Consider the following 25,843-nt stretch of genomic DNA (forward strand, 5'->3'; position numbering starts at 1 on the left):
TGGCACGAGCGCTGTACGTCAGCCGCGGGCGGGGAGGCGGTAGAAGGCGGTCGCGGTGCCGGCGAGGAGCGCGTGGATCTCGCTCTCCGCGCCGCCGGTGAGCAGTTCGTCCACAGTGGCGGCCCAGCGGTTCCAGCCGCCCGCGAGGTCGGCGACCGGCCAGTCGGAGCCGAACATCAGCCGGTCCGGGCCGAACGACGTGAGCAGTACGTCCCAGACCGGGCGGATGTCGGAGGTGGTCCACCTGTCGTGGTCGGCCTCGGTGATCAGTCCCGACAGCTTGCAGACCACGTGCTCGTGCGCGGCCAGCCGTCGCACCTGCTCTCGCCACTCGGTGAGTTGGCGCCCGGCGATGTCCGGCTTGCCCGCGTGGTTCAGCACCTGGGGCAGGTCGGGGAAGCGTTCGGCCAGCCGGATCGCCTGGTCGAGCTGATGGCTGCGGACCAGGACGTCGTAGGAGAGCCCGCGGTCCCGCGCGGCCGCCAACCCCCGTTCGACATCAGGGCGTTGCAGCCAGGCCGGTTCCGTCTCGCCCTGCACGAGGTGGCGCAGGGAACGCAGGTAGGTGCCGCCCGGTCCGGCGAGCAGTCGGTCGAGCGAGTCGCCGATCGCCGGCGACGTGAGGTCCGCCCAGCCGACCACCGCCTCGATCAGCGGCTCCCGCTCGGCGAGGGCGAGCAGGTCCTCCGTCTCGGGCACCTCCGGCACGCACTGCACGGCCACCGTGCCGTGGAGGTGACGGCCCGCGACGGGGCGGGTCGCGGTGGAGCGCAGGTCGTCGGCGGTGAAGGTGCGGCGGATCGACGTCAGGCCGGGGTCGTCGAGCCACGGCTGCGGGCGCTGGTCGAGGTCCCACAGGTGGTGGTGCGCGTCGATGAGGACGGGTGCGGGGGCGGAGGTCATGGCGGTTCCAAGTCGGGTCGGTCCGGCGCGGTCCGTGTCAGACGGTGGTGTCCTCGCCGGGCGGGTCGAGGTGCCAGATCTCGGTCAGTTCCGTCCACTGGCGGGAGTCGCCCCGGTCGGGCCAGGGCTCCTGGCAGGGGTCGGTGAGCTTCCACCACTCCTGCGTCTCGGGGTCGGCTTCGAGGACAGCCATGTCGGCCTCGAAGTCGTCGCCGTGGTACTCGAGGTAGCCGAACAGCACGTCACCGTGGAGGAAGATGCCGAAGTTGCGGATGTTCGCCCGGTGCATGGCCGCCTCCACCCCGGGCCAGACGGCGGAGTGCAGTTCGAGGTACCTCTCCCGGTGCTCGGGCCGGAGCCTGATGGTCTGGGCGATGCGCTTCACGCCGTGCTCTCTTCCGTGCCGGGGGCGGGCTCGCCCGTGTCGAACGGGGTGCGGTAGCTGGGGGTGTTGGCGCGCAGGTTCAGTCGCAGGACGAGCTTGATCCGGGTGGACGCGGGCAGCCGGACGGTCAGGAAGGGGCTGTCGCAGGAGAGCTCTTCCTCGGTGACGACCGGCTCGGTGTGGCCGTAGTCGTACATGTCGCCGATCCAGCCGTCGTCCTCGCAGGTGGTGTACCGGACGGCGGTGATGGTGTGTTCGGCGAAGGCGCCGGCCTGGACGATCACCGTGCGGTCCGTCTCAGGGGCGAGGTTGACCAGTTCGACGGTGGTCGCCTCGGGGTCGATGGAGCTGACCAGCGCGGCCACGTCCTGCGGGAGGCCGGCGCGGCGGGCGTCGGCGTCGTGGTAGCGCAGCCGGGCCTGCTGCAGGCCGCCGTTGTAGAGCACCTGGGGCCCGCCCCAGGTCAGCTGGACGAGGGCTTCGGTGGCCACGGGGTTCGACTGCTGCCAGACGTGGATGTCGGCCTCGGGCACGTCCAGGTCGCGGTAGCGGTCGACGCGGCGCAGGCGGTGGCGGATCTGGGCCTGGGCGGTGGCGAGGATGCGCTCGGGGTAGTCGGGGTCGTCGCCGGCGAGGAAGGCGAACCAGGCCTTCTCGTGCCCGGACTCCTCCTTGGCGCGGAACGGCCGCAGGGTGCGCCAGTCGATCGCCTCGGCCTCGCGCAGGTTCTCCAGCCGCTCGCGGTCGGCGTCCGAGGCCGAGTGGTGCCACAGGGCCACCGGCACGGGCGGGGTGGTCGGGTTGTAGTCGAACCAGCCGGTGTCGTTGTGCCGGAACGGCACGTGGAGCGTGGGGACGTCGGCGTCCGGGCCGAGTTCGACCGCCCACTTGGCGGGCAGGCTGGAGTCCGCCTCGGTGTGGGGCATCACCTTGCCGCGGGCGATGAGCGAGTCGAGCGTGGTGCGGACCATGGACAGGAAGTCGTCGTCCCCGGTGACCGTCGCCGCCGCGAGCGCAGCCACGCAGGCCGCGGTTCCGATGCTGTGCCAGCCGTGGGGCCAGGACCAGCCGTAGTGGCCGCCGTACCAGCGGCCCTCGAGGAGGCCGCCGACGACTCCGTCCGGGCTGACGTTGTCGGGGATGACACCGTCGTTCGCCTCGGTGCGCTCCCGCCACGCGCCGACGTAACCGACGATCCAGTCGCGGTAGCGCTCGTCGCCGGTAAGGATCCAGGCGTTGAGGACCAGACCGGTGGCGCCGAGGTTGAGCGCGGTGTCTCCGACGCCCATCCGGTCGCGCATCTGTGCGCCGAGACGCGGGTCGGAGGAGAGTGGGAACGGGCCGCCGCCCTGCGCCTCGGGGATCCACTCGAGCGGGTACCCGTAGGTATCGGCCTCCTTCTGGAGCCAGGGGTAGACGTCGCCGTCGAACAGGCCCGTGCGGTCGGGGTCGCTGCCGTTGTGCGGGCGGGTGATGATGCGGTGCTCGGGGTCGTAGTTGCCGTGGGCCGGGTCGACGTACAACTCCGCGAAGCGAAGGGCGCGTTCGGACCAGCGCTCGGGGTCGGCCATGCACAGGAAGAAGAGCAGCAGCAGGCTCTCGCCCTGGTGGAACCAGTCGTAGCCGCGTTCGTACTCGTCGCGCAGCATGTCCAGTTCGGTGAGCTGCCTGGTCACGCCCTCCCAGTGCTTCTCACTGGCGGGCAGCAGGTCGTCGGCGCCGCCGAGGAGGTAGAGCTGGGGCCAGTTGAAGAACACCTCGTAGAAGTCGTCCACTCCGTCGCGGGTGGTCAGCGGGCCGGAGTAGTTCAGACGTCCGTCGGGGCCGGTGAAGTCGCGGGCGAAGCGCCGCCAGGCGTGGTCGAGGAGGTCGAACAGGGACCGCTGGGCCACCGCCCAGCCGGGTGGTTCGAGCAGCGGCACTCCCGCCTCGATGTGAGGTGGCGGGGCCGGCTGCTCGCAGGGGGTGGCCTCGGCCGAGGAGGGATCGGCGGAGCTGTAGGGCATGGGGGATCTCCGTTCGGGGTGGGCGGCGGGACGGCGCACGCCGGGGACGACGGCCAAGAGGGGCCGCTATTCCTTGGTGGCGCCGGCGAGCATCCCGCTGACCAGGAAGCGCTGCGCGAAGAGGAAGACGATCAGTACGGGTGTGATGGCCACGAGCGTCGCCAGGGCCAGCTGCGGCCGCTCGATCGCGAGGGTGCCGACGGCCGGATTGAAGGACGGCACATTGCTGAGCAGGGTCCCGACCCCCACCTGGATGGGCATCTGGCCGCTCTCGGGCAGCATCACGTAGGGCAGGAAGTAGTTGGTCCAGTTGGCGACGAAGCTGAAGAACCCGACGAGCGCGACGACCGGTGTCGCCAGCGGCAGCGCGATGTGCCGGAAGACACCGAACTCCGAGCAGCCGTCCATCCGTGCCGCCGCCAGCAGGTCCTTCGGTACCGCGGTGGTGAAGTAGATGTACGTCAGATACACGCCGAACGGGTAGAACGAGTACGGCAGGATGATCGACCACATCGTGCCGATCAGACCGACCGCGTTGATCTCCAGGAACAGCGGCACCACCAGCGTGGCGGTCGGCATGAGCATCACGACCAGGGTCGAGACGAGCAGGGTGTGCCGTCCGCGGAACTCGGTCATGGCCAGCGCGTAGCCCGCCGGGATGGCCACGCAGAGCGTGATGACCAGCGAGATCAGCGCGTACAACGTCGAGTTGCCGAGCCACTGCAGGACGGCGTTGTCCTGGAACGCGGTGAGGGCGTCCCAGTTGGCCTGGAAGGTGTGCCAGGAGCCGAAGGAGAGCGGGCTGCCGTGGACGAGTTGCTGGTCGGTCTTGGTCGCCGCGAGGACGAGCCACAGCACCGGCAGCACGAAGAACACCAGGAAGACGAGCAGGACGGAACCGGTCAGCAGACGGGGCACGAGACGGCGCGGGGAACTAGTCGGCATCGAAGAACCCCGATCGCGCGACGAAGAGGGCGGCGGCCGACACACTGACGACCAGGAGCTCCACCGAGACCGCGGCGGCACCGTTGATGTTGTTCATCTGGAAGGCGAAGTCGTACGTCAGCTGGTTCAGCGAGTAGTCGCGTCCGGCCACGCCCACACTGGCGAGGGACAGCAGCTGCGGCTCCACGAAGAGCTGCGCACCGCCCGCGAAGGCCAGGATCACCATGTACACGATCCACTTGCGGAGCATGGGGATCTGGATGTGCCAGGCGGTCTGCCAGGCGCCCGCGCCGTCGATGCGCGCGGCTTCCATGACGTCGGTGGGGATGTTGTTGAGCGCGCCGTAGATGACGACGATCCAGCCGCCCGCGCCGGTCCAGAACGCGATGACCGTGAACAGCAGGGGCAGGTTGCCGGGCGCGATCACCTCGCCGAAGGTGCCGTACCCCAGCATGCCCAGGAGCGAACTGACCGGGCTCACCGTCGGGTCGAGCATGAACAGCCACACCAGCACACTCGCGGCGCCGGCGAGCGCTCCGGGGATGTAGAAGAGGAAGCGCAGGGACTTGCTGAGGGAGCCCGAGGCGAGGCGGTGCAGCAGCAGCGCCAGGCTCACCACGAACACCACGAGGGAGACCAGCCAGAACAGCAGGTACAGCGCGACATGGCCGACGGCGTCCAGGAAGCGGAAGTCCTGTGCGGTGGTGACGAAGTTGCTGAAGCCGGTGAACGTGCCCCCGGCGTCGGTGAAGGCGAAGTAGACGGCGTACCCGGTCGGCAGGATGCCGAACGCGATAAGGAGCAGTACGTAGGCCGCGACGAATGCGATGCCGGCCCGGCTCTGCCGGTCGGTGCCGTGGGGGCGCCGACCGGCAGAGCGGGGCGGGGAGGGGCTGAGGCTCACTGCTCGACCTTGTATCCGTTGGACTTGGCGTGCTTGACGATGGAGTCCTGCCAGGCCGGCAGCATCGAGACGATGGACTTGCCCTGGGTCAGGCCCGGCTTGATGGTGGCCGCCCAGATCGCCTCCTGGCTGAACTGGCCCGAGCCCCACTCCGGCCACACCTGGGAGGCGGCGGTGGCAAGCGCGCTCAGGTCGCCGGCGAAGTAGCCGGAGGCGTCCTGCTGCTTCAGCCATGCCTCGGCCGCCGGCGCGTAGGCCGGGAAGCCGGGCGACTTCTCCGCCTGGTAGGCATTGTCGGTGGTGACCCACGTCAGGAAGTCGGTGGCCGCCTTGAGGTGGGTGGAGTGCTGGGACAGCAGCCAGGTGCCGCCGCCGACGTTGCCCGTGGACGGCGCGCTGTCGCCCTGCCACTGCGGCATGGGCGCCACCCCGATCTGCTTGCCGGGGACCTTGAGGGTGTCCTTGAAGACCGCGCCGCCGAACCACGCTGGGCCCGGCATGAGCAGGACCTTGTCGGCCTGGTTCTTGCCGAAGTCGGTGCTGAAGACGCCGCTGATGGACATGGACTTGTTCTCGATCAGTACGTCCATGAGCTTGGCCATCTTGGTGCAGGCCTCGCTGGTGGTGTTCACCGACACGGACTTGGGGCCGGTGATGTGGTTGGCGCCGCACTTGCTCGCCCACAGATAGATCTCGGGGGTGAAGGAGTCACCCGCGTCACCGACGAGATAGCCCGGATGCTCCTTGGCCACCTTCGTGCCGAGCTTCTGGTACTCCTCCCACGTCGTCGGCACCGTGTAGCCGAACTTCTTCATCAGCGGGGCGTTGTACCAGAGCACCGCCTGGGAGAGGTCGTTGCGCAGACAGTAGACGGTGCCGTCGACCGTACAGACGTCGTTGGCGCCCTTGGAGAACTTCCCGAGGGTCGACTCGGGGACCAGGCCCTTGTTGAGCGGAGCGGCGAAGCCCGCGTCGACCGCCCAGGAGGTCTCGTTGTTCTGGGAGCTGAACACGACGTCCGGCCAGCCCTTGCCGGTGCGGTTGAACAACTGGACCTTCGTCTGAAGGTAGTTGGACCCGTTGGCGTTGCCGTCATAGCTGACGATGTTCAGCTTCACCTCCGGGTGCAGCTCCTGGTACAGCTTCGCGGCGTCCATCCGGGTCGCGTCCACCCAGACGGTCAACGCCCCGTCCTTCTGCGGCGCCTGCGCGAAGCCGTCCTTGGTGGTCTTGCCGGCGGTGCCGCCGCCACAGGCCGTCACGGTCAGCAGCACCGTGACCGCACACCCGGCGAGCGATGCCGCCCGCTTCCTGCCGAGGGCTCTCTTGGGGCTGGACGAGGACTGGTTGACGGTCATGAGTGACTCCACTGGGTGTGCGGGTGCGAGCAGAGGGGCGGCCCGGAAGGACGACGGAGACGGAAGAGGCGGCTCCGCTGCGAGCGGCGTGGAAGAAATTAGCCGCCTTATCGAGCAATACGTCAAGGGTGCGCGCAGCGTTCTGTTGCTGGATTTCTAGCAACAGGCGAGCACTTAGACTACATATGCCCGATAAGTTTCGTTTGCTCGCCCGGATGACTATGGCTCTCGCTATGGATCTTGGTCAGAATGAGTACGACTCATACCCCCTGTGCGCTACGATGCCGTCGGCTCCACCGCGATCAGTCGCGTGAGCAGAAGTCACCCGGGAGGCAGCACAGATGGACGACACGCCAGCGATCGAAGCGGCCCTGCCGGCTCAAGTCCCTGCTGCCGCGCCCACGAGGGTGGCCGACCCGGACGAGCGGCGTGACTACCGTCCCGGGTACGAGATCGTGGCGGAGCGGATCCTCGCGTACATCGCCGAGGAACGACTGGCGCCGGGTGACCGGCTGCCCACGGAGATCGACCTCGCCCGGACGCTGGACACCAGCAGGGCGGTGGTGCGGGAAGCCGTCAAGATCCTTTCGGCGCTGGGTCGGGTACGGGCGCACAAAGGGCGGGGTCTGTTCGTCGCGGACGACGAGGGCATGCTCACCACCAGCCGGTGGGGAGGCTTCTTCCGCCCCGTCGACATCGACCACGTACTGATGCTGTTCGAGTTCCGCAGGGTCCAGGAGATGGCCGCCAGCAGCCTGGCGGCCACCCGCGCCACCCCCTCGGAACTGCGCACCATCGAAGTCGCCATGGAGCAGTGCCGGCACGGGTTCGCCCACGGCCAGGTCGACGTGTTCAACCAGGCGGACGAGGACTTCCACACGGCCGTGTCGGCGGCCTCGCACAACACGTTCCTGGTCAGCGCCGTGCGGGACGCGCGACGCCTGCAGCGCCAGTCAAGCGCCATCGGAATCCACGACTCGTTCGGGGAGAACACCGAGGCGGCCGTAGAGGAGCACGAGACGATCTACCGGGCCATCCGTGACGGCCGCCCCGAGGAAGCGGCGCAGGCCACCGCGGCACACCTCGACCGAACCCTGGAGGACTACCGCCGCGAGATCCAGCGCCGCCTCTTCGGCTGACGCCATCTGGCCCCTTCGGCCGACGCCGCCCGTCCGTGCCCGAGCGCGCCCTGTTCCGGCCGCCGCCGCACGTCTCGGAAAAACGCGGACGAACCGTTGACTTCTGTGCGGCCGGGACTCTAACTTCGGCGTCGATCGGTTCGGCAAACCGATAGCCGTTCGACATATCGATCAATCGTCGTCCGCCCTCGGCCGCCGCGTGTACCCAAGGACGCGTTGCCCAGGCGTTCGACGGTGCGCCTTGCTCATGCCCCCGCACAACGCCGGTGAGGGCCGTCAGCCCGCTGGGACGCGGCGCGCACGACGCCAAGGCCGTGCCCTTCCACGTTCTCTCTCCCCCGCGTTCCCCTCGGGGTGTCCACCCACCGCTTCCCCCGCACCTGACGACCTCCAACCAAGGACTGCATCGTGGACCTCACCAGAAGACAACTCGGCCGGCTCGCCGCGATCGGTACCGGCGCCCTCCTCCTCCCGGGCCTGCTCCCGTCGAGCGTGGCGTCGGCAGCCCCTCCCCCGGCCGGCACCTGGGGCGACCAGGGCGACGGCACCTACGCCAACCCGATCGTCCCGGCCGACCTCAGCGACTGGGACTGCATCCGGGTCGGCGACGACTACTACGGCATCACCAGCACGTTCGGGTACTCGCCCGGCATGGCCGTCCTGCACTCGAAGGACCTGGTCAACTGGCGCCCGATCGGCGGCTCGGTCGACGACGTCACCCGCATCGGACCCGAGCTGAACTGGGACCGGATGAACCGCTACGGCCGCGGCGTGTGGGCCGGGGCCATCCGCTTCCACGCGGGCCGGTACTGGGTGTACTTCAACACGCCCGACGAAGGCTTCTTCATGACGTCGGCCCCGTCGCCGGAAGGGCCCTGGGAGCCGCTGCACTCGATGTGGCGGACCTCCGGCTGGAACGACGTGTGCCCGTTCTGGGACGACGACGGCCAGGGCTACCTGGTCACCACGCACTACTCGGACAGCTACAAGGTCCACCTGTACAAGCTGTCCGCGGACGGCAAGTCGCTGGTCGGCCCGGCCCCGGTGATCCACCAGTCGAACCGCAGCGAGGCCAGCAAGCTGTACAAGATCGACGGTGTCTACTACCACCTCTTCAGCGAGGTGAAGCCCGAGGGCCGGGTGCTCATGATGAACCGCGGCTCCAGCATCTTCGGCCCGTTCGAGACCAGGCAGTTGCTGCACGTCAACACCTCGGTGGACCGCGAGCCCAACCAGGGCGGACTGGTCCAGACTCCGGGCGGCGACTGGTACTTCGTGACCCATCACGGCCAGGGCCGCTGGGAGGGGCGCGTGCTGTCCCTGCTGCCGGTGACCTGGGTGGACGGCTGGCCGATCATCGGTGAGGTGGGCTCGGACGGCATCGGAAACATGGTGTGGACGGGCCAGTTGCCCGGCACCGGCACCCCCGGCCTCCCCGTCGACGCGCTGCCCGCCGTCGTGACCAGCGACACGTTCACCGACACCCGCCTCAAGCCGCAGTGGGAGTGGTACTACCAACCCCGTTCGGGCTACTGGTCGCTGACCGAACGCCCCGGCTACCTGCGGCTGAAGGCGTTCGCGCCGCTGGCCGGGGACAACCTGACGAAGGTGGGCAACACCCTCACCCAACGCGTCCTGCGCACCGCGGGCGGCGCCACGGTGACCGTCCGCCTCGAACTGGCCGGCCTCGCCGACGGCCAGCACGCCGGACTGTGCCACTACGCCGCCACCTACGCCGGACTGGGTGTCCGGCGCACCGGGACCACCACCACGATCGAGCACAACGCGGGTGGCACCCTGACCAGCGGTGCGGCCATCACGCAGAACGCCGTGTGGCTGCGCACCACATGGGACGTGAACGGGGTCAGCCGCTTCTCCTACAGCCTCGACGGGAGCACGTTCACCCAGGTCGGTGGGACCTACCAGCTCACCTGGGGCGGCTACCGCGGCGACCGGATCGGCCTCTACACCTACAACCCGGGCGGCACCGGCCACGTCGACTTCGACTCGGTGCAGTACACCATCGCCCCGGCGCGGACGTACACCTGCGTCAGCGTGCGCAGTGGCAAAGTGGCCGAAGTCTCCGGTGGGTCCGGCGCGGACGGCGCCGCCGTGATCCAGTGGACCGACAACGGCGCGACGAACCAGCAGTGGGCCTTCCAGTCCACGGCCGACGGCTACCACACCATCACCTGCGTCCGCAGCGGCAAGGTGCTCGACGTCGCCGGATCCTCCACGGCGGACGGCGCGCGGGTCGTCCAGGCGACCCCCGACGGCAGGACCAGCCAGCAGTGGCAGCTGCGCCCGCTGTCCGGCGGGGTGTTCCAGGTGGTCAACCGCAACAGCGGCAAGGTGCTCGACGTCAGCTCCGGCAGCACGGCCGACGGCGCCGCGCTGATCCAGTACACCAACAGGGGCAGCACCAACCAGCAGTGGACGTTCCGCCGGGTCACCGGCTAGACGCACATCGATCCCGCCCGCCGGCTGATACGAGCCGGCGCGGCCACGGCCCGGCCCGACGGCTCTCTCGCCGCGGGGCCGGGCCGTCTCGCACTGGATGCATGCAGTTGCAAATCATTGGCCATGGTGCCGGAGGGTGCCGGACGCCCGGCTGCCTTTCATCGGTGGTGCCCACCTTTTGTGTTATCGCCCGCTCCGTATCACGTCTCCCTACGTAGGCACTGTCCCCACAAGAGCCCGAGGAACGACACAGTGGCACTACAGATCAGCCGACGCAGCATGCTCAAGGCCGCGGGTGCGGCGACCGGCGCGGTCGGTATCGGTATCGGCACGGGCGTGGCCGCCTCCCCCGCGACGGCGGCGGGCACGTCCTTCGCGCATCCCGGGATGCTCCACACCCGGGCCGATCTCGAGCGCATGGCCGCCAAGGTGAAGGCGGGCGCCGCCCCCTACACGGAGGGTTTCGCCAAGCTCACCCTCACCACCGGCCGCCACTCGCAGGCCGCATGGCGGCCCAACCCGCAGGTGACCCCGACCCGGGGAGGGGGCGGCGTCCAGAACTACGGGGCCCTCTACCGCGACATCCACGCCGCCTACCAGAGGGCGCTGCGCTGGAAAATCACCGGCGACACCGCATACGCAGACACCGCGCGGGACATCTGCAACGCCTGGTCGGGGACCCTGAAGGGCATCGGCGGAGGCTCCGAAGTCGTGCTCCTGGCAGGCATCTACGGGTACCAGTTCGCCAACGTCGGCGAACTCCTGCGCGGCTACCCCGGCTTCGACCTGGCCCGTTTCCAGGACATGCTGGTCAAGCACTTCTATCCGATGAACCGCCACATGATGTACCGCGAGACCAATTGCATCGGCCACTACTGGGCGAACTGGGACCTGTGCACCATGGCCTCGATCATGGCCATCGGGATCCTCTGCGACGATCGGGCCAAGTTCGACGAGACGGTGGACTACTTCCACAACGGCGAAGGCAACGGCGCGCTGGCCAAGGCGATCCCCTTCGTCTACGACGACGTGGACCTGGCCCAGTGGCAGGAGAGCGGGCGCGATCAGGCCCACAGCCTGATGGGCATCGGCCTGATGGGCACCATCTGCGAGATGGCCTGGAACCAGGGCGTCGACCTCTACGGCGCGGACGACTCCAGGTTCCGCAAGGCGTGCGAGTACGTCGCCCGGTACAACCTCGGCTATGACGTGCCGTACACCACGTACACCTGGAGAAACGGCGTGCACTGCGTGGAAACGGCGCAGACCGTCATCTCCGAGCACGGCCGTGGCCAGGTGCGCCCCGTCTGGGCGCGGGTCTACAACCACTACGCCAACAGGCGCCGCATGGCCATGCCGAACACCCGCGAGATGCTGGCCCGCAGCGGGCCCGAGGGAGGCGGCGGCCACTACGGCCCGAACAGCGGCGGATTCGACGAACTCGGCTTCGGCACACTGGCGTACACCCGGGACAAGGCCACCGCGGCCGAGGCGGCGGCCTCACCGTCCCCGTCGAAGTCGACGGCCGCCAGGTCCGGTACCTCCGGGTCATCCGGTTCGTCCAAGTCCCCGGCCGGGCAGTCCTCCGGGGGCGCCGGCGCCCAGGGCGGAAAGAGCGACAAGGACCTGGCCGCCACCGGCGCCTCGGACCTCCCTCTGTGGACGGCCGCGACCGGCATCACCGCGGTCGCCGGCGGCCTCCTGCTGCTCCGCCGTCGCGGCCAGGCGCGCCGCGAGGCGGAATGACACCCACGGTGCCACGAAAAATCCGGTGACTGATCACAGGCGGGCTCCCTGCACGCGCTGTGCGCCACCGCACGTGGTTCGGGTTCGGGTCTCCTCCGGGACGGTCGCCCCCGCCGCTCCCGGAGGGGCGCGTACGGCGGCCGGCACGCGCGGCCGGCCGTCCGGGGCGCGGGCAACGTCCCTACGTAGCCCGTCGCCGTTCGCGCTCGGGTGTTCCGGCTCGTAGAGCCCGGTGTACACGCAGCCGCCGAGGTGGTCGCGTCACTTGACGGCACCTGCGGTCAGGCCTCTGCGCCAGAACCGCTGGAGGCTGACGAAGGCGACGAGCAGAGGGATCAGCGACAGGAACGCACCGGTGATCGGCAGCAGCGGCGGCACTCCGTTGGCGAACTGCGCGCGCCACTGCACCAGACCCACCGTGACGGGCTGTAGCGAGGGGGTGTTGAGCATGAGCGAGGGCAGCAGGTAGTTGTTCCAGACGGCGACGAACTGGAACAGAAAGACGGTCACCAGTGCCGGGGTCATCAGCGGCAGGGCGATCCGGAAGAAGGTGCGCTGTTCGCCTGCTCCGTCGAGCCGTGCGGCCTCGAGGAGTTCGTCCGGGACGGACGCCGCGGCGAAGATCCGGCACAGGTAGACGCCGAACGGGCTGACACAACTGGGCAGCAGCACCGACCAGTAGGAGTTGGTGATGTCCAGCTTGGCCATGAGCAGGAACAGCGGCAGGGCGAACATCGGCGCCGGGATGAGGACCGAGGCGAGGATGACGTTGAAGACGCTTTCCCGGCCGCGGAAGGTGAACTTGGAGAGCGCGTAGCCGGCCATCGCGGACAGCAGAGTGCCGACGGTCGCGCCGACCAGGCTGTACAGCGCGCTGTTGGCGAGCCAGGTGGAGAAGATGCCGCCCTCGAAGCTGAACACGTTCCTGATGTTGGTGACCAGGTCGAAGTGGGAGAACCACAGCGGCGTACCGGTGTAGAGGTAGCCCGATTCCTTGGTCGAGGAGACGAACAGCCACCACAGCGGGATCAGCGTGTACAGGGCCATCAGGCCCAGCATGCCGTTGACGACGGCCTTGCTCGCGAGGTCGGGGCCCCGGCGGGCCAGTCGGGTCGGTCGGCCGGCCGAAGTCACGCTCATCCCATCGCTCCCTTGCGCTGGTTGTACTTGAGGAATCCGAACGAGAGCACGAGGGTGATCAACGCGAGAATGACGGACTGAGCGGCCGCCAGGTTCTGGCCGCCCACGTCCATGGCCACGGTCGTGTTCATGATCGGGGAGAACTTCGGGTCGACGCCCGGGATGCGCGCGCCGACCAGGACGGCCGGTTCGGTGTACATCTGCGCCGTGCCGATGATGGAGAACACCGTGGTGAGCACCAGCGCGGGACGCACCAGCGGGATCTTCACCGCCCATGCCAGGCGCCATCCGGTGCAGCCGTCGAGCGCGGCGGCCTCCATCACCTCGGCCGGGATCGTCTGCAGCGCGGAGTAGATGATCAGCATGTTGTAGCCGGTCCAGCCCCACGTGATCATGTTCCCGATCGAGAACGGAACCCATGACGGCGACAGGAAGTCGGTGTCGATTCCGATGTGGGACAGCGGTCCGGTGAACGGCGAGAGGTCTTTCACCAGGAGGAAGGACCACATCAGCGCGGCGATCGCGCCCGGCAGCGCGTAGGGCAGGAAGAACGTGAGCCGGAAGGTCTTGCGCAGCCGGGCCGAGCGGGAGTCGAGCAGGAGCGCGAGCAGGAGGGCCAGACCGAGCATGACCGGGACCTGGACGCAGCCGAAGAGCACGACCCGGACGATCGACGCGACGAAGTCGTGGTCGCCGAAGGCGTCGGTGTAGTTGGACAGCCCCGTGAACTCGCTGGACTGCGCACCGCCGAACAGCCCGGCGCGGCGGACGGTGAAGAAGCTCTGGTAGATCGCGTAGCCGATCGGCGCGACCATCATGGTCACGAAGAGGACCGCGAACGGCGCCAGGAAACCCGACGCGGTCAACGCGCTGCGGCGGCCGGCGCGCCGCGGCCGGCCGGTGGGGGAGGCGCGGCGGGTGACCGCGGGCACCGGCCGCGGCGGTGACGCGGTCCGGGTGCTGCTGGGACTGCTCATGGAAACCTCGCTGGGCGGTTGGTCGTCAGGGGGCGGGTCCCCGCGGCGCCGGGAGCAGGCGGCCGCGGGGACCCTGTGAGGCGGCAGGGCCAGCCGCCTCAGCCGTTGGTCACCGACAGTCCGAGCTTCTTGATCGCGGCGACTGTCGATGCCTGGACCTTGGTGATCGCGTCCGGCAGGGTGCCCTTGCCCATGGCTCCGGTGAAGTCCGTCTCGACCTGCTGGAAGGTCGGGCCGTTGGTCCAGGTGCTGGGTACCTGCGCGGCGGAGGTCTTGTACACGTCACCGACCTTCTGGCCGCCGAAGTACGGGTCACCCCCCGTGAGTGACGGGTCGTCCTGTCCGGCCTTCGACGCGGGGTACAGCCCGCCTTCGATGCCCGTCTTCACCGCCTGCGGGTCACTGGACAGAAAATCGGCGAACTGCACTGCTTCGCGGGGCGTCTTGCATCCGGTCATCACCGAGGTGGCCGAGCCGCCGCCGCTGGCGCTCGTGCCGTCGCCGGCCTCCCAGGTCGGCATCGGGGCGACCCGCCACTTGCCGGACAGGGCCTTCAGGTCCGACTTCAGACCGCCGGCGGCCCAGGCCGGGGCGACGAACGTCAGCACCTTGCCGGCTTCGGAGGCCTTGTTGAACTGCGGGTCCCAGGCGCTGCCGTGCTTCGCCACCAGACCCTTGTCCTTCAGGTCCTGCCAGTACTCGGCGACCTTGCGGGTGCCGGGGTTGTCGATGCTGACAGTCCAGCTGTCTCCCTTGGTCGAGTACCAGGACTCGCCGGTCTGCAGGGTGAAGGCCGCCAAACCGCCGGCGTCGCCGAGCATGGGGCCGAACTTCACATCGGGGTCGGCGGCGGTGACCTTCTCGGCGTCGGCCTTGTACTCGGCCCAGGTGGCCGGCGGCTCGGTGATGTCGTACTTGGCGAACAGGTCCTTGCGGTAGAAGAGGACCATCGGGCCGACGTCCACCGGAACCCCGTAGATCTTGCCGCCGACGCTGGAGGAGGAGACGGCCGACGGGACGTACTTGTCCATGCCGTCGCTCGCGTACTCCGTGATGTCCATGACCGAGTTCTTCACGAGCATCGACGGGATGGTCTGGTACTCGATCTGGGCCAGACACGGGCCCTCGCCGGCGGTGAGCGCGTTGCTGATCTGGGTGTAGCCGCCCTTGGGGCCCGACGGGATCTTCTTGAAGGTGACCTTGGCGTCCGGGTGGGACGCGTTCCACTGGTCGACGATCTTCTCGTAGCCGGCCCAGCCCCAGAACTCCATGTTCACCGGCCCGGCCTTGCTCTTCTCGGCGGTGTCGGAGGTGCTCTCGGTGCTGCTGCACGCGCCGAGGCCGGCCACGAGGAGCGCCGCGGTGGTGATCGTCAAAAGTCTGCGGGTGCGTATGGTGGTGTTGTTCATGTGAGGAAACCTTCTGTGACAGGGGCGGACTTGCTGGATGGCCGGTGGGCGGGCGGGCAAGGCCCGTCTACCGGCTGGTGCCGAACTCCACGCCGAACGCGGTGGTGACCGCGGCCAGGACGTCCGGCGCCGACGGGCCCGGGCCGCAGGCCGCGCTGCCCAGGCCGTGGTGGGCGTGGTCGAGGTGCAGATGGAGTCTGCCGTCGCGGACCAGGTCGTGCTGGTGGGCCGCGGCGGCCAGCGCTTCGGTGCTCCAGGGACGAACGGTCAGGTCGATGACCGGGTCGCCGGTGATGAGCAGGGTGCCGTCCGGGGTCGTGATCCCGGCGCGGCGGACTTGGTGGCGGTTGCCGTTCTCCTGCGGGCGGATCTGGGGGACCTGCATCGCGGAGACGGTCGACCGGTGGCGGCCGACGCGAGCCGCGGCGCGGGAGTCGCGGTAGGCCTCACCGGGACCGGGGCCGAACCACTCGACGTCGGCGTCGGTGCCGGGCAGCGACATCGCGACGCCCAGTCGGGGCAGCGGCACCGACCACGGGCCTTCGGGGGTGACGACGGTTTCCAGCCGGAGCCGGGCCTGGCCCGCGTCGGGTGTGTCGCATGCCGTCCAGCGGTAGACCACGCCGAGCCCGCAGGAGGACCCGGCGGCGGCCAGCCGGGCGGTGACCGTGAGCCCGGAGGCGTCGGGCTCGACACCCAGGACGTCGTGGCGCATCCGGTGCAGGCCGGCGGCGAACCAGGCGTCGGTCTGCGGCTCGCCGAAGGCGCTGAGCAGGTCGTTGTCGATCGGGGCCCGCCAGACGTCCAGGCGCGGACCGTCGAGCTCCAGGTCGCCGAGCCGTGTCAGCACCCCGCTGCGCGCGTCGAACCGCGCGGGACCCAGTGCGATGTACCCGTCGTGGGCGATCGCCGGCGCCGGTGTGAAGCACACGGGAGGGGCGGCCGGAGCCATGACCAGCCCCTGGGACCAGGCGATCTCGTGGCCGGCCCCGGCCCAGGTCTCGTCGGCGGCGAGCACCGCGGTCACGGTCAGCCACACCTCGTGGCCGGAGTCGTTCTTGCGGGCCGCGTCGAGCGCGGCGGTGACGTCGGCGGGCCATGCGATGGTCGTCGTCGTACCCGGAGCCGTCGCGGGCACGGTCAGGTCGCCGGAGCCCACCGGCTCGCCGCCGTCCTCGACGGTCCACCGGAAGTCCAGGTAGCCGCTGTCGCGGACGTGGTGCAGGTTGTGCACGCCGATCTGCCGGGTCGCCGGGTCGACGCGGATCCGGACCGGTTCGACGACCTTCTTGTACTCGACCAGGCCCGGCGACGGCGTGCGGTCGGGGAAGAGCAGCCCGTCGGCGACGAAATTGCCGTCGTGAACCTCCTCGCCGAAGTCACCGCCGTAGGCGTAGTACGACTGGGGGTCCTCCTGCCCGGTGAGCCGGGCGATCCCGTGGTCGATCCACTCCCAGATGAATCCGCCGGCCAGCCGCGGATGCGCCTCGATGACCTGCTGGTACTCGGACAGCCCGCCGGGGCCGGTGCCCATGGCGTGTCCGTACTCGCACAGCACGGCCGGCAGGGCGCGGCGGTGCGCGTCGTCGGCCGGGTCGGCCGTCGGCGCCTCCTGGCCGCGTCCCACGGCGGCCAGTTCGTCCACGCCGATGTACATGCGGGAGTACAGGTCGACGTACGCGCAGCTCGCGAAGTCGCCCTCGTAGTGGATCGGGCGGCTGTCGTCGCGCTGCCGGATCCACGCGGCCGAGGCGGCCAGGTTGGCTCCGGTTCCGGACTCGTTCCCCAGCGACCAGACGATGACCGAGGGGTGGTTCTTGTCGCGTTCCACCAGCCGCTCGGCCCGGTCCAGGTAGGCCTCGCGCCACGCGGGGTCGTCGCTGGGGTTGCGCCGCCAGCCGCCGGGTTCGAAGCCGTGCGTCTCGAGGTCGCCCTCGCAGAACACCCACAGGCCGTGCTCGTCGCACAGGTCCAGGAAACGGTGGTCGGGCGGGTAGTGGGCGGTGCGCACCGCGTTGATGTTGTGCCGCTTCATGAGCAGCACGTCGGTCAGCATGGTGTCCTCGGTCAGGGTCCGCCCGGTGAGCGGATGCCATTCGTGGCGGTTGACGCCCCGCAGGGAGACGGGCCTGCCGTTCGCGGTGAGGACACCGTCCACGACGGCCACGGTGCGGAAGCCGATGCGCAGCGGTATCCGCTCCCCGGCCTCGGAGACCAGTTCCCCGGTGTACAGGCGCGGCTGCTCGTCCGACCAGGGCTCGACGCCGTCGACCACGTGCGGACCGGCCGGGTCGGCGCCGGATATGCCGAGCTCGGGCACCGAGAGGGAGACCCGGGTGGGGGCGGTGACATCGACGGCCAGGGTGCCCTGACCCGTCGTGTGGTCGTAGGCGGCGTGGACGAAGAAGTCCTCGACACCGCGGGCGGCCACGGACACCGACCGGAAGATCCCGGACAGCCACCACATGTCCTGGTCCTCCAGGTAACTGCCGGACGACCACTGGTGCACGCGGACCGCGAGTACGTTCCGGCCGGGCCGCAGAGCGGTGGAGACGTCGAACTCGGTGGTCAGCCGGCTGCCCTTGCCGTCGCCGAGCCGGATCCCGTTGAGCCACACCGCGAACGCGGAGTCGACGCCCTCGAACCGGAGCACCGCGGCCGATGCCGGGAACCCGTCCGGAACGTCGAACGCGCGGCGGTACTCGCCGGTCGGGTTCTCACGGGGCACCCTCGGCGGGTCGACCGGGAACGGGTACAGGATGTTGGTGTAGGCGGGGGCACCGTAGTGCGGCTCGTCGGGCAGGCCGGTCATCTGCCAGCAGGACGGCACGGCGAGCAGGTCCCAGGCGCCGTCGTCGAACTCCGGCGCGGCGAAGTCCCCGGTGAGGTCGTCCAGCCCCGACGCCAACCGGAATCGCCAGTCGCCGTCGAGCGTGATCGTGGGCAGGTCGGTGGCGAACGCGGCGCGTGGCCGCAGCCGTCCGGTGCCGGGCGCCCGGTCTTCGACGTAGGCGTGGGGATCGAGGTCTGTCATCAGTGGAGGGCTTTCTGTGTCGGAGCTCGTGGCGGTGACGGGAAGCCGGCAGGCAGGACCGTGCCCTCGGCTCATGGGGAGCGAGCGCGGGTCGAGCGGAGCCCGGTGCTATCCGGTCGCCCGGGGCGCGGCGCTGCTGTCCCGGACGGTCAGGGTGGGGCGCAGCAGCGTCAATGCGTTGGTCGGCGGCCGGCCGGAGTCGACGGCGCGCAGCAGCAGCTCGACTGCCTGCTGGGCCATCTCCCTCTTCGGGAAGGTGACCGTGGTCAGCGCGGGCTGGATCTGTCCGACCTGGGAGATGTCGTCGAAGCCGACGATGCTGACGTCGTCGGGGACGCGCCGCCCGGACCGGACGACCGCCTCGATGGCGCCGACGGCCAGGACGTCGTGGGTGGCGAAGATCGCCGTCAGTTCCGGATCGGCCTCCAGCGCCGCACTGCCCGCGGCGAACCCGCCGGCGGCGTCGTCCCTGGTGCAGGCGAACACCTGCCGGTCCTCGATGGTCAGTCCGTCCTCGGCGAACGCCCGGCGCAATCCGCGTACGCGCGGCGAGTGCGCGGGGAGGTCGGCGATCACCGCGACGTTCCGGTGGCCGAGATCCCTCAGGTAGCGCCCGGCCAGGAACCCGGCGTGCTCGTAGTCGATGGACACCACCGGCAGCGTGGTGGGCGGGTCTCCCTCCCAGGCGCACAGCGCGACCGGGAAGGCGGCCTCGACGAGCATCGGCAACTGCTGTTCGACGCCGTTGTCCCCGGCGACCAGCAGTGCGTCCACCGAGCGCGCGGCGAGGTTCTCCAGATGGGCCCGGGTGTGGTCGGGGTCGTCGCGGGTCGTGGCCAGCAGCAGGTTGTACCCGTGGCCGACCAGCACGTTCTCGACTTCCTCGACCACTTCCGAATAGAACGGGTTGGCCACCCGCGGCACGAACAGCCCCACGGTGGACGTGCTGCCGGTTCTCAGCGAGCGCGCCACCAGGTTCGGCTTGTAGCCGAGCTCCTCTATCGCCGTGTTCACCTTCGCCAGCGTCTCCGGCCGCACCTTCTTGCCGGACACCACGTTGGAGACGGTTTGCTTGGCGACTCCCGCCCGAGCGGCCACCTCCGCCATCGTCACCACGAGCCCCACCCCAGAACATGTATCGATCCACGAAAGTGGCGACAGCGTAGGTCGACTGTCGTGACAGAGGCAAGACTTCGTCGGATTGTCGTAATCCAGCGGTTACGTGCACACGTTGAGAACGGAGCACGTCGCACTCAGTTCAACATCGGAAAGACGACGGAACCGTTGACGGCTCCAGAAATGCGACATTAACATCCCGGCCACACCGGTTACGTGGATCGGTCAACGAAAAAGCCGTCGCGGTCCACCGCCGCGGAACCACCACCCGTGCCACTCGGCGCCATCGCCCTCGAGGCGCCGTAGTGGACCTCTCGGTCACGACAGCGCCGACGGCCGCACCCGGCCGGAGGCATCGCGCATGCTCCGCGCCGCCTCCGGCCGGCGGGGAGCGCCTGAACAGACCTGCGAAGGTCTCGTCCTGAGGAGAGACAGGCATGATCCGACCGGCCGGCGACGACGCCGTCCCGAACCTCGCCCCGGCGCGACGCAGATCGCGCGTGAAGCGCGTCATCGCGGCCGCCGCGAGCGCCACCATCGCGGCGGCGAGCCTCATGCTCACCGGCGCCGCCCCCGCACAGGCCGCCACCACCGTCCACACGTACGCGCCGAGCGGAGTGGGAGGCGGTACGACGACGTCCCCGGACGTGGCGTCCACCAAGTACCAGGTGCAGGTCGCCGGTACGCCCGTCCAGGCCGTGCGGTACACCGCGAACCGCAACAACTTCGACATCGCGCGCTTCGCCTCGGACTCCCGGACACCGACGGTCACGGTCACGCTGCCCAGCACCACGATCGAGACGGTGAACATCTACCCGGCGCGCTACTACCCGTCCAGCAGCGTCTCGGTGAGCGCGGACAAGCACACCCTGACGTTCCAGATGTCGGCCGAAGCCGGGTTGAACCAGGCGATCGTGATGGTCAACGGCGACTCGACCAGCGTGACGGGACAGCCCTACCTGGCGGTCATCAACGACCCTCTGGAAGACCCGGCGCGGCGCCCGGACACCACGAGCGCACCGGACGGTTCCGGCGTCAACCTGCAGACCGGTGTCCTCAACTTCCAGCAGTTCGCCGCGAAGTATCTCGCGGAGCACCCGAACAGCACGGCTCAGAAGGCTCCCGCCGCGACGACGAGCTCCATGGCCGGCAAGACCGTGGGCGGCACCGCCATACCCGCCGGTCAGAAGACCTCGGCCGGGGCCCTGGTGAGCGCGAGCACCGTCAATGTGCGCTACCCGAATGTGCGGACGATGGCCGCGGGCGACGTCACGTACGCCCTGAAGGCCGCCATCGACACCATCAAGGCCAACCCCACGGCACTCAACACGCTCTACTTCCCGAACGGTACCTACATATCGTCCGGTCTCCTGGTCAACGGTGTGGACGGCAGCAAGCTCAAGGGCGGCAAGCTGAAGATCTACACCGACGAAGGTGCCCTGGTGAAGAACCGCATCCAGGCGTACATGGAGGCGTTCGAGCCGGCGGTCGCGATCATCAACTCGAACAACATCGAGATCAGCGGTCGCGGTGTCTTCGACGGCAACGGCGTGGCGAACTACAACGCCCGCAGCGTCGGTGACTCGCACGACGCCTACCGCAGCCAGCACCAGGGCGGCGTCATGGTCATGCACTCGTCGGACATCACGTTCAACGACACCTACCTGCGCGACTCGAAGCAGTGGAACTACGAGACCCACACCGCCAGCCGGGTGACGTTCAACAACATCAAGGGCCTCACGCCGTACCCCCAGCCGTGGATCGACGGGATCGACTTCGCGAGCGGCCAGGACATCACCGCCAACGGCGTCTTCACCCTCGGCAACGACGACGCGTTCGCCTCCGGCCACTACAACCCCAGCGACGGATTCACCCCGATGGCTTCCGGCGTGTGGGGCAACTTCCAGCTCGGCACCTCCACCCCCGACATCCAGGGCTATGCCAACGCGGTGGGCGCCCACGACACCGTCGTCGACGAGCTGGGGTTCGACAACTACCACTGGGACAGCGCGGACTCGAAGAACATCTCGGTCAGCAACACGCTGAGCTGGTCCTCCGGCGCAGGCAACTCGATGCGCATCGGATGGAGTTCGTGGGGATACAAGCTCAACAACTACACGTTCGACAACTTCAACTCGATCTCGCAGGGGGCCGGCGGCATCTTCACGCAGAACAGCCCCAAGCCGTACCCACGTATCTCGAGCATCGTGATCAAGAACAGCTCGTTCGACACCTCCCGGTACGGGTCGGGACCGATCAGGCTCAACGGCGGCAACGGGTCCACCCAGACCATCACCGCCGAGGATCAGGCGACCTACGGGTTCGCCCCCAACCCTGACGGGTCGGGCACCACGTACACGTACACCAAGACCCCGATCAGCACCTTCAAGCTCGACAACGTGTGGTTCACGGAGCAGAAGACGAACAGCAGCCCGCTGAACGGCGTCACGAACGTGACGCTGAACAACCTCCGCGTCGGCGGCAAGCTCGTCAAGTACTCCAGCCAGTTCCCGCTGGCGCCGAGCGGGATCTCCACGCTGACCAGCACCTACACGGACGCGAACGGCCAGACCCAGAACGTCAGGACGGGCGCACCGGCCGACGGGGACACCTGGGTGGGCGCGTGGACCGGCGACCAGAGCAAGAACAGCTCCTCGGACCTGACGCTCATCACCCGCAACACCGGCGTGGGCCTGATGGGCGAGCAGTACACCACAGGATCCGGAGACGGGAAGCTCGCTTACCTCCAGTTCCCCCTCAACGGCATCACCAAGACGCCGACCCAGGCGACACTCCGTCTCACCTACATCGGCCACCGCTACTCGTCGGTCCCGTCGACCGACACCGACCAGCTCCTCGTGCAACCCGTCAGCGACACCACCTGCACCGGCGGCGGCACGTCCTGTCCGGTCAGCACCATGACCTGGCAGAACCGGCCGAGCTTCACCGCGACGAACTCCTCCGTGGCGAAGTCGGCCGCCTTCACCCTCGGTTCGACCGTCGTCCCCGAGGGCAGCGGCAACCACCAGGGCGACGCGATCGACGGCCGCGTCATCACCGTCGACATCACCTCCTTCGTCCAGAGCGCCTACGCGGCCAAGCAGTCCACGCTGCTGCTCGCCGTCGGCAACGCGGGAGGCACCAACCACGAGCTGCGCTTCGTCAGCTCCGAAGGCGCCACCGGCTCCGGGAAGCTCACCAACGCGGACGCCGACATGGTGCCCGCGCTGACCGTGACCCCGTAGACGCGCGAGGCCGGTCCGTCCCCACGGGGCGGGCCGGCCTCAGCCGTGCGGATCTGCCGTCGACGGCCGATCCAGCCACCGCAGGTCTGACAAAGCGCTGTTGTCCACCACCGCACCCGTACCGGTGGCATCCCTGTGCCCAGTAGCACTCACCGCCCGACAACGGAGTCGCCCCATGTCACTGCCCGACCTTCCCCTGGACCGTCGACGTTTCCTCACCACGGCCGCCCTCGCCGCCGGCGCCACGGCCCTGCCCGGCCTCGTCTTCGCCGACCGGGCCGCCGCAGCTGTACCGCCCCAGGTCACCCTGCCCGACCGCGGCATCTGGGACAACGCCACCGCCTCCGCCTGGACCGACGGGTTCCTGAGCGGAAACGGTGAGTACGGGGCCGTCTACTACGGGGCGCCGACGCTCGAGAAGATGATCCTCAACCATCACCGGTTCGTGCTGCCCAACGGCACCCGGAACGTCATGCCCCCGGTGCTCTCCGGGAAGCTCGAAGCCGCCCGGGACCAGGCGCTGGCCGGCGACTACTCCGGTGCCTCCACGACCTTCGCAGGCGGCTGGAGCCTGCGCTGGACGCAGACCTTCCACCCCGGCTACGAACTCCAGCTCAGCACCCCGGGCATGACCACGGTCAACGACTTCGCCCGCGTCACCGACTTCCGCACCGGCGAGATCACCCACACCTGGACCGACCGGTACGGCACCTGGAAGCGCCACGTCTTCGTCTCCCGCGCCGACCAGGTCATCGTCCACGAGCTGCTGCCCGCCACCGGCCGCACCGTGGACACCACCATCAGCGTCAACACCGCTCTTCCGGGCGTGCCGACCAGAGTGTCCTTCTCCACGACCGCCACCGTCACCAGCGGCAACGGTTACCTGAACCTGCGCGGCACCTACCCTTCCGGCGGCGCGTACGGCTACGAGGGCGTCACCCGCGTCGTGGCCTTCGGCAGCGGCTCCTCCGTCACCGCCAACGGGCAGACCCTGGTGGTCGCCAAGGCCACCAGGGTGCTGCTGCTGACCAAGCTCGGCCGGTACGAGACCTCCACCGGCTGGAACAGCCGGCCCCTGCAGACCGCCCTCGCCGCGCTGACGGCCGACTACGCCACCCTCCTGGGCCGCCACACCCCGAAGCACCAGGCCATGTACGACCGCTCCAGCATCGACCTGAACGTCTCCGCCGCGGACCGCCGACTGGCCACCGGCGAGCTCATAGCCCGCCAGAACGGCAACGCGTCCGCCATCGACGTCGCCCTGCTGGAGCGGATGTACGACTCCGGCCGCTATCTCTTCGTCAGTTCCAGTGGTGTCCTGCCACCACGCCTGACCGGCATCTGGGCGGGCACCTGGAACGGCTCCTGGGCCGACGACTTCACCACCGACGCCAACGTCAACCTGCAGGTCGCCGGCGGCAACATCCTCGACCTCACCGACGCCATGCAGGGCTACTTCGACCTGGTTCTCGGGCAGTTGCAGCACTGGCGTGACAACGCCACCAACCTCTACGGCGCCCGCGGCTTCCTCGCTCCGTCCCGCACCGACGGCGAGTACGGGCACATGCTGCACTTCAACAACACCAACTTCCCCGGCGAGGCCTGGACCGGCGGCGCCGACTGGCTGCTCCACCCGCTTCTGGAGTACTACCAGGTCACCGGCGACGCGGCCTTCTACAAGAACAAGCTCGGCCCGGCCCTGATGGAACTGGCCCTGTTCTACGAGGACTTCCTCACCCGCACCGACGCAGGCGGCAAGGCCGTCTTCGTCCCCTCCTACTCCATGGAGAACAGGCCGCTCAGCACCAGCCAGGCGTTCTCCATCAACGCCACCGGCGACATCATGGCCGGCCGGCATGCCCTGGAGGCCGCGATCGACGCGGCCAACACCCTCGGCCTGGAGCAGGGCAGCGGTCAGGGCGTGCAGCGCTGGACCGCCCTGCTCGCCAAGCTGCCCGACTACACCGTCAACAGCGACGGGGCGCTCGCCGAGTGGTCCTGGCCGGGCCTGACCGACCGCTACGACCACCGGCACGTCCAGCACCTGTACGGCGCCTGGCCGCTGCACGAGATCAACCCCGAGGACAGGCCCGACCTGGTCAAGTACGCGGCCAAGGCCCTGGACAAGCGAGGCGACGGGGGTTACTCCGCCCACGGCAGCCTCCACCGCGCCCTGGCCCGCGCCCGACTCAAGGACGGCCCCGGCGTCTACGGCAACCTGCTGAAGATCTACGGCAAGAACATGGTGTGGCGGAGTCTGATGACCTCCCACAACCCCAACCTGGACATCTACAACTGCGACGCCGCCAACGCCATCCCCGCCGTCCTCGGCGAAGCACTCGTCTACAGCCGCCCCGGTGTCCTCGAGATCCTCCCCGCCCTCCCGGACCAGCTGGACAAGGGCACCATCAAGGGCGTCCGCGGCCGCAACCGCATCACCGTCCAGTCGCTGTCCTGGGACACGGCGGCCCGCACGGCCACTGTCACGCTCACCTCCGACATCGACCAGGACATCACCTTCATCTGCCGGCGCGGCATCACGTCCATCAGCACCGGCGCGACGGTCACCACGTCGTCACTGGGCAACCACGCCCGCAGGGTGTCGCTGACCGCGGGAACGAGCACCACGATCACGATCGGCCTGCTGACCGGCCCCTTCAAGCTGGTCAACCGCAAGAGCGGCAAGGTCATGGACGTCTCCGGCTCCTCCACCTCCGACGGCGCGCCGGTCATCCAGTCCACGTCGTCCGGCGGCGCGAACCAGCAGTGGGAGCTGCTCCCCGACCACGACGGCTCGTTCCGCCTGTCCAACGTCAACAGCGGCAAGGTGCTCGACGTCCCGGGCGGCTCCACCAGCAACGGCACAGCCCTGGACCAGCGGTCGGACGCGGGCGGCACCCACCAGTGGTGGAAGCTCGTTCCGGCGGCCACCAGCGGCCACTACCGCCTCGTCAACATCAAGAGCGGATTGTGCGCGGACGTGCAGAGTGGATCGACCGCCGACGGCGCCAAGGTCATCCAGTGGCCCGCGGGCGGCGGCGCCAACCAGGAATGGCAGCCAGTGGGGGTGTGACGG

Annotated in this window: 16 protein-coding genes; 5 read left to right on the top strand and 11 right to left on the bottom strand. The window is 69.2% G+C overall.

The genetic code is table 11. From position 1 onward, the window contains the following. Positions 1 to 18: 18 nt before the first annotated feature. From GWK25_RS38540 to GWK25_RS38565, 6 genes are all read right to left on the bottom strand, one after another. Positions 19 to 903 carry an amidohydrolase gene (locus tag GWK25_RS38540; protein WP_215456141.1) on the bottom strand — a complete coding sequence of 295 codons (885 nt, stop codon included), beginning with the start codon at positions 901 to 903 and terminating at the stop codon, positions 19 to 21. A 37-nt stretch (positions 904 to 940) separates the two neighbouring features. After that, on the bottom strand, positions 941 to 1,288 hold the full coding sequence (locus GWK25_RS38545; protein WP_215456143.1) for an L-rhamnose mutarotase: 348 nt from the start codon (positions 1,286 to 1,288) through the stop codon (positions 941 to 943). Continuing rightward, positions 1,285 to 3,294, bottom strand: coding sequence for a hypothetical protein (locus GWK25_RS38550; RefSeq protein ID WP_215456145.1), 2,010 nt, complete (start codon positions 3,292 to 3,294; stop codon positions 1,285 to 1,287). The genes GWK25_RS38545 and GWK25_RS38550 overlap by 4 nt, the downstream gene beginning before the upstream one ends. 66 nt (positions 3,295 to 3,360) lie before the next feature. Next, on the bottom strand, positions 3,361 to 4,239 hold the full coding sequence (locus tag GWK25_RS38555) for a carbohydrate ABC transporter permease (protein WP_215456146.1): 879 nt from the start codon (positions 4,237 to 4,239) through the stop codon (positions 3,361 to 3,363). Beyond that, a complete protein-coding gene (locus GWK25_RS38560) occupies positions 4,229 to 5,143 on the bottom strand; it encodes a sugar ABC transporter permease (protein WP_308404426.1) in 915 nt (304 codons plus the stop codon). Before GWK25_RS38560 ends, GWK25_RS38555 begins: the two co-directional genes overlap by 11 nt. After that, positions 5,140 to 6,501 (bottom strand): ABC transporter substrate-binding protein, encoded by a 1,362-nt coding sequence (locus GWK25_RS38565; protein ID WP_215456147.1) that lies wholly within the window; start codon positions 6,499 to 6,501, stop codon positions 5,140 to 5,142. The genes GWK25_RS38560 and GWK25_RS38565 overlap by 4 nt, the downstream gene beginning before the upstream one ends. A gap of 341 nt (positions 6,502 to 6,842) precedes the next feature. On the opposite strand from GWK25_RS38565, the gene GWK25_RS38570 reads away from it, so the two are divergent. The 3 genes from GWK25_RS38570 (at position 6,843) to GWK25_RS38580 (ending at position 11,846) form a co-directional block, all read left to right on the top strand. Beyond that, complete coding sequence (locus GWK25_RS38570; RefSeq protein WP_251829227.1) at positions 6,843 to 7,640, top strand: FadR/GntR family transcriptional regulator; 798 nt, start codon at positions 6,843 to 6,845, stop codon at positions 7,638 to 7,640. Positions 7,641 to 8,048: 408 nt separating this feature from the next. Continuing rightward, a complete protein-coding gene (locus tag GWK25_RS38575; RefSeq protein WP_215456148.1) occupies positions 8,049 to 10,100 on the top strand; it encodes a family 43 glycosylhydrolase in 2,052 nt (683 codons plus the stop codon). 252 nt (positions 10,101 to 10,352) lie between these two features. After that, a complete protein-coding gene (locus GWK25_RS38580; RefSeq protein WP_308404427.1) occupies positions 10,353 to 11,846 on the top strand; it encodes an alginate lyase family protein in 1,494 nt (497 codons plus the stop codon). Positions 11,847 to 12,107: 261 nt separating this feature from the next. Here GWK25_RS38580 and GWK25_RS38585 read toward each other — a convergent pair whose 3' ends face one another. From GWK25_RS38585 to GWK25_RS38605, 5 genes are all read right to left on the bottom strand, one after another. Then, positions 12,108 to 12,986 carry a carbohydrate ABC transporter permease gene (locus tag GWK25_RS38585; RefSeq protein ID WP_215456149.1) on the bottom strand — a complete coding sequence of 293 codons (879 nt, stop codon included), beginning with the start codon at positions 12,984 to 12,986 and terminating at the stop codon, positions 12,108 to 12,110. Then, a complete protein-coding gene (locus GWK25_RS38590; protein ID WP_215456151.1) occupies positions 12,983 to 13,963 on the bottom strand; it encodes a carbohydrate ABC transporter permease in 981 nt (326 codons plus the stop codon). The genes GWK25_RS38585 and GWK25_RS38590 overlap by 4 nt, the downstream gene beginning before the upstream one ends. Positions 13,964 to 14,061: 98 nt before the next feature. After that, positions 14,062 to 15,372, bottom strand: a complete 1,311-nt coding sequence (locus GWK25_RS38595) for an ABC transporter substrate-binding protein (RefSeq protein WP_215456152.1) — start codon at positions 15,370 to 15,372, stop codon at positions 14,062 to 14,064. A gap of 67 nt (positions 15,373 to 15,439) precedes the next feature. Next, the gene (locus GWK25_RS38600; protein ID WP_215456153.1) at positions 15,440 to 18,406 is read right to left on the bottom strand and encodes a glycoside hydrolase family 2 TIM barrel-domain containing protein; all 2,967 of its coding nucleotides are present in this window, start codon (positions 18,404 to 18,406) and stop codon (positions 15,440 to 15,442) included. A 108-nt stretch (positions 18,407 to 18,514) separates the two neighbouring features. Next, positions 18,515 to 19,513, bottom strand: a complete 999-nt coding sequence (locus tag GWK25_RS38605; protein ID WP_251830659.1) for a LacI family DNA-binding transcriptional regulator — start codon at positions 19,511 to 19,513, stop codon at positions 18,515 to 18,517. Between the two features lie 446 nt (positions 19,514 to 19,959). Between GWK25_RS38605 and GWK25_RS38610 the strand changes: the two genes are divergently transcribed. Together GWK25_RS38610 and GWK25_RS38615 are read left to right on the top strand one after the other, a co-directional pair. Beyond that, positions 19,960 to 22,767 (top strand): DNRLRE domain-containing protein, encoded by a 2,808-nt coding sequence (locus GWK25_RS38610; RefSeq protein WP_215456155.1) that lies wholly within the window; start codon positions 19,960 to 19,962, stop codon positions 22,765 to 22,767. Between the two features lie 175 nt (positions 22,768 to 22,942). Then, on the top strand, positions 22,943 to 25,840 hold the full coding sequence (locus tag GWK25_RS38615; protein ID WP_215456156.1) for an RICIN domain-containing protein: 2,898 nt from the start codon (positions 22,943 to 22,945) through the stop codon (positions 25,838 to 25,840). Positions 25,841 to 25,843 lie beyond the last annotated feature (3 nt).

Origin of the sequence: Streptomyces sp. ATCC 21386 (assembly GCF_018728545.1) — a bacterium.
Taxonomy (GTDB): Bacteria; Actinomycetota; Actinomycetes; order Streptomycetales; family Streptomycetaceae; genus Streptomyces.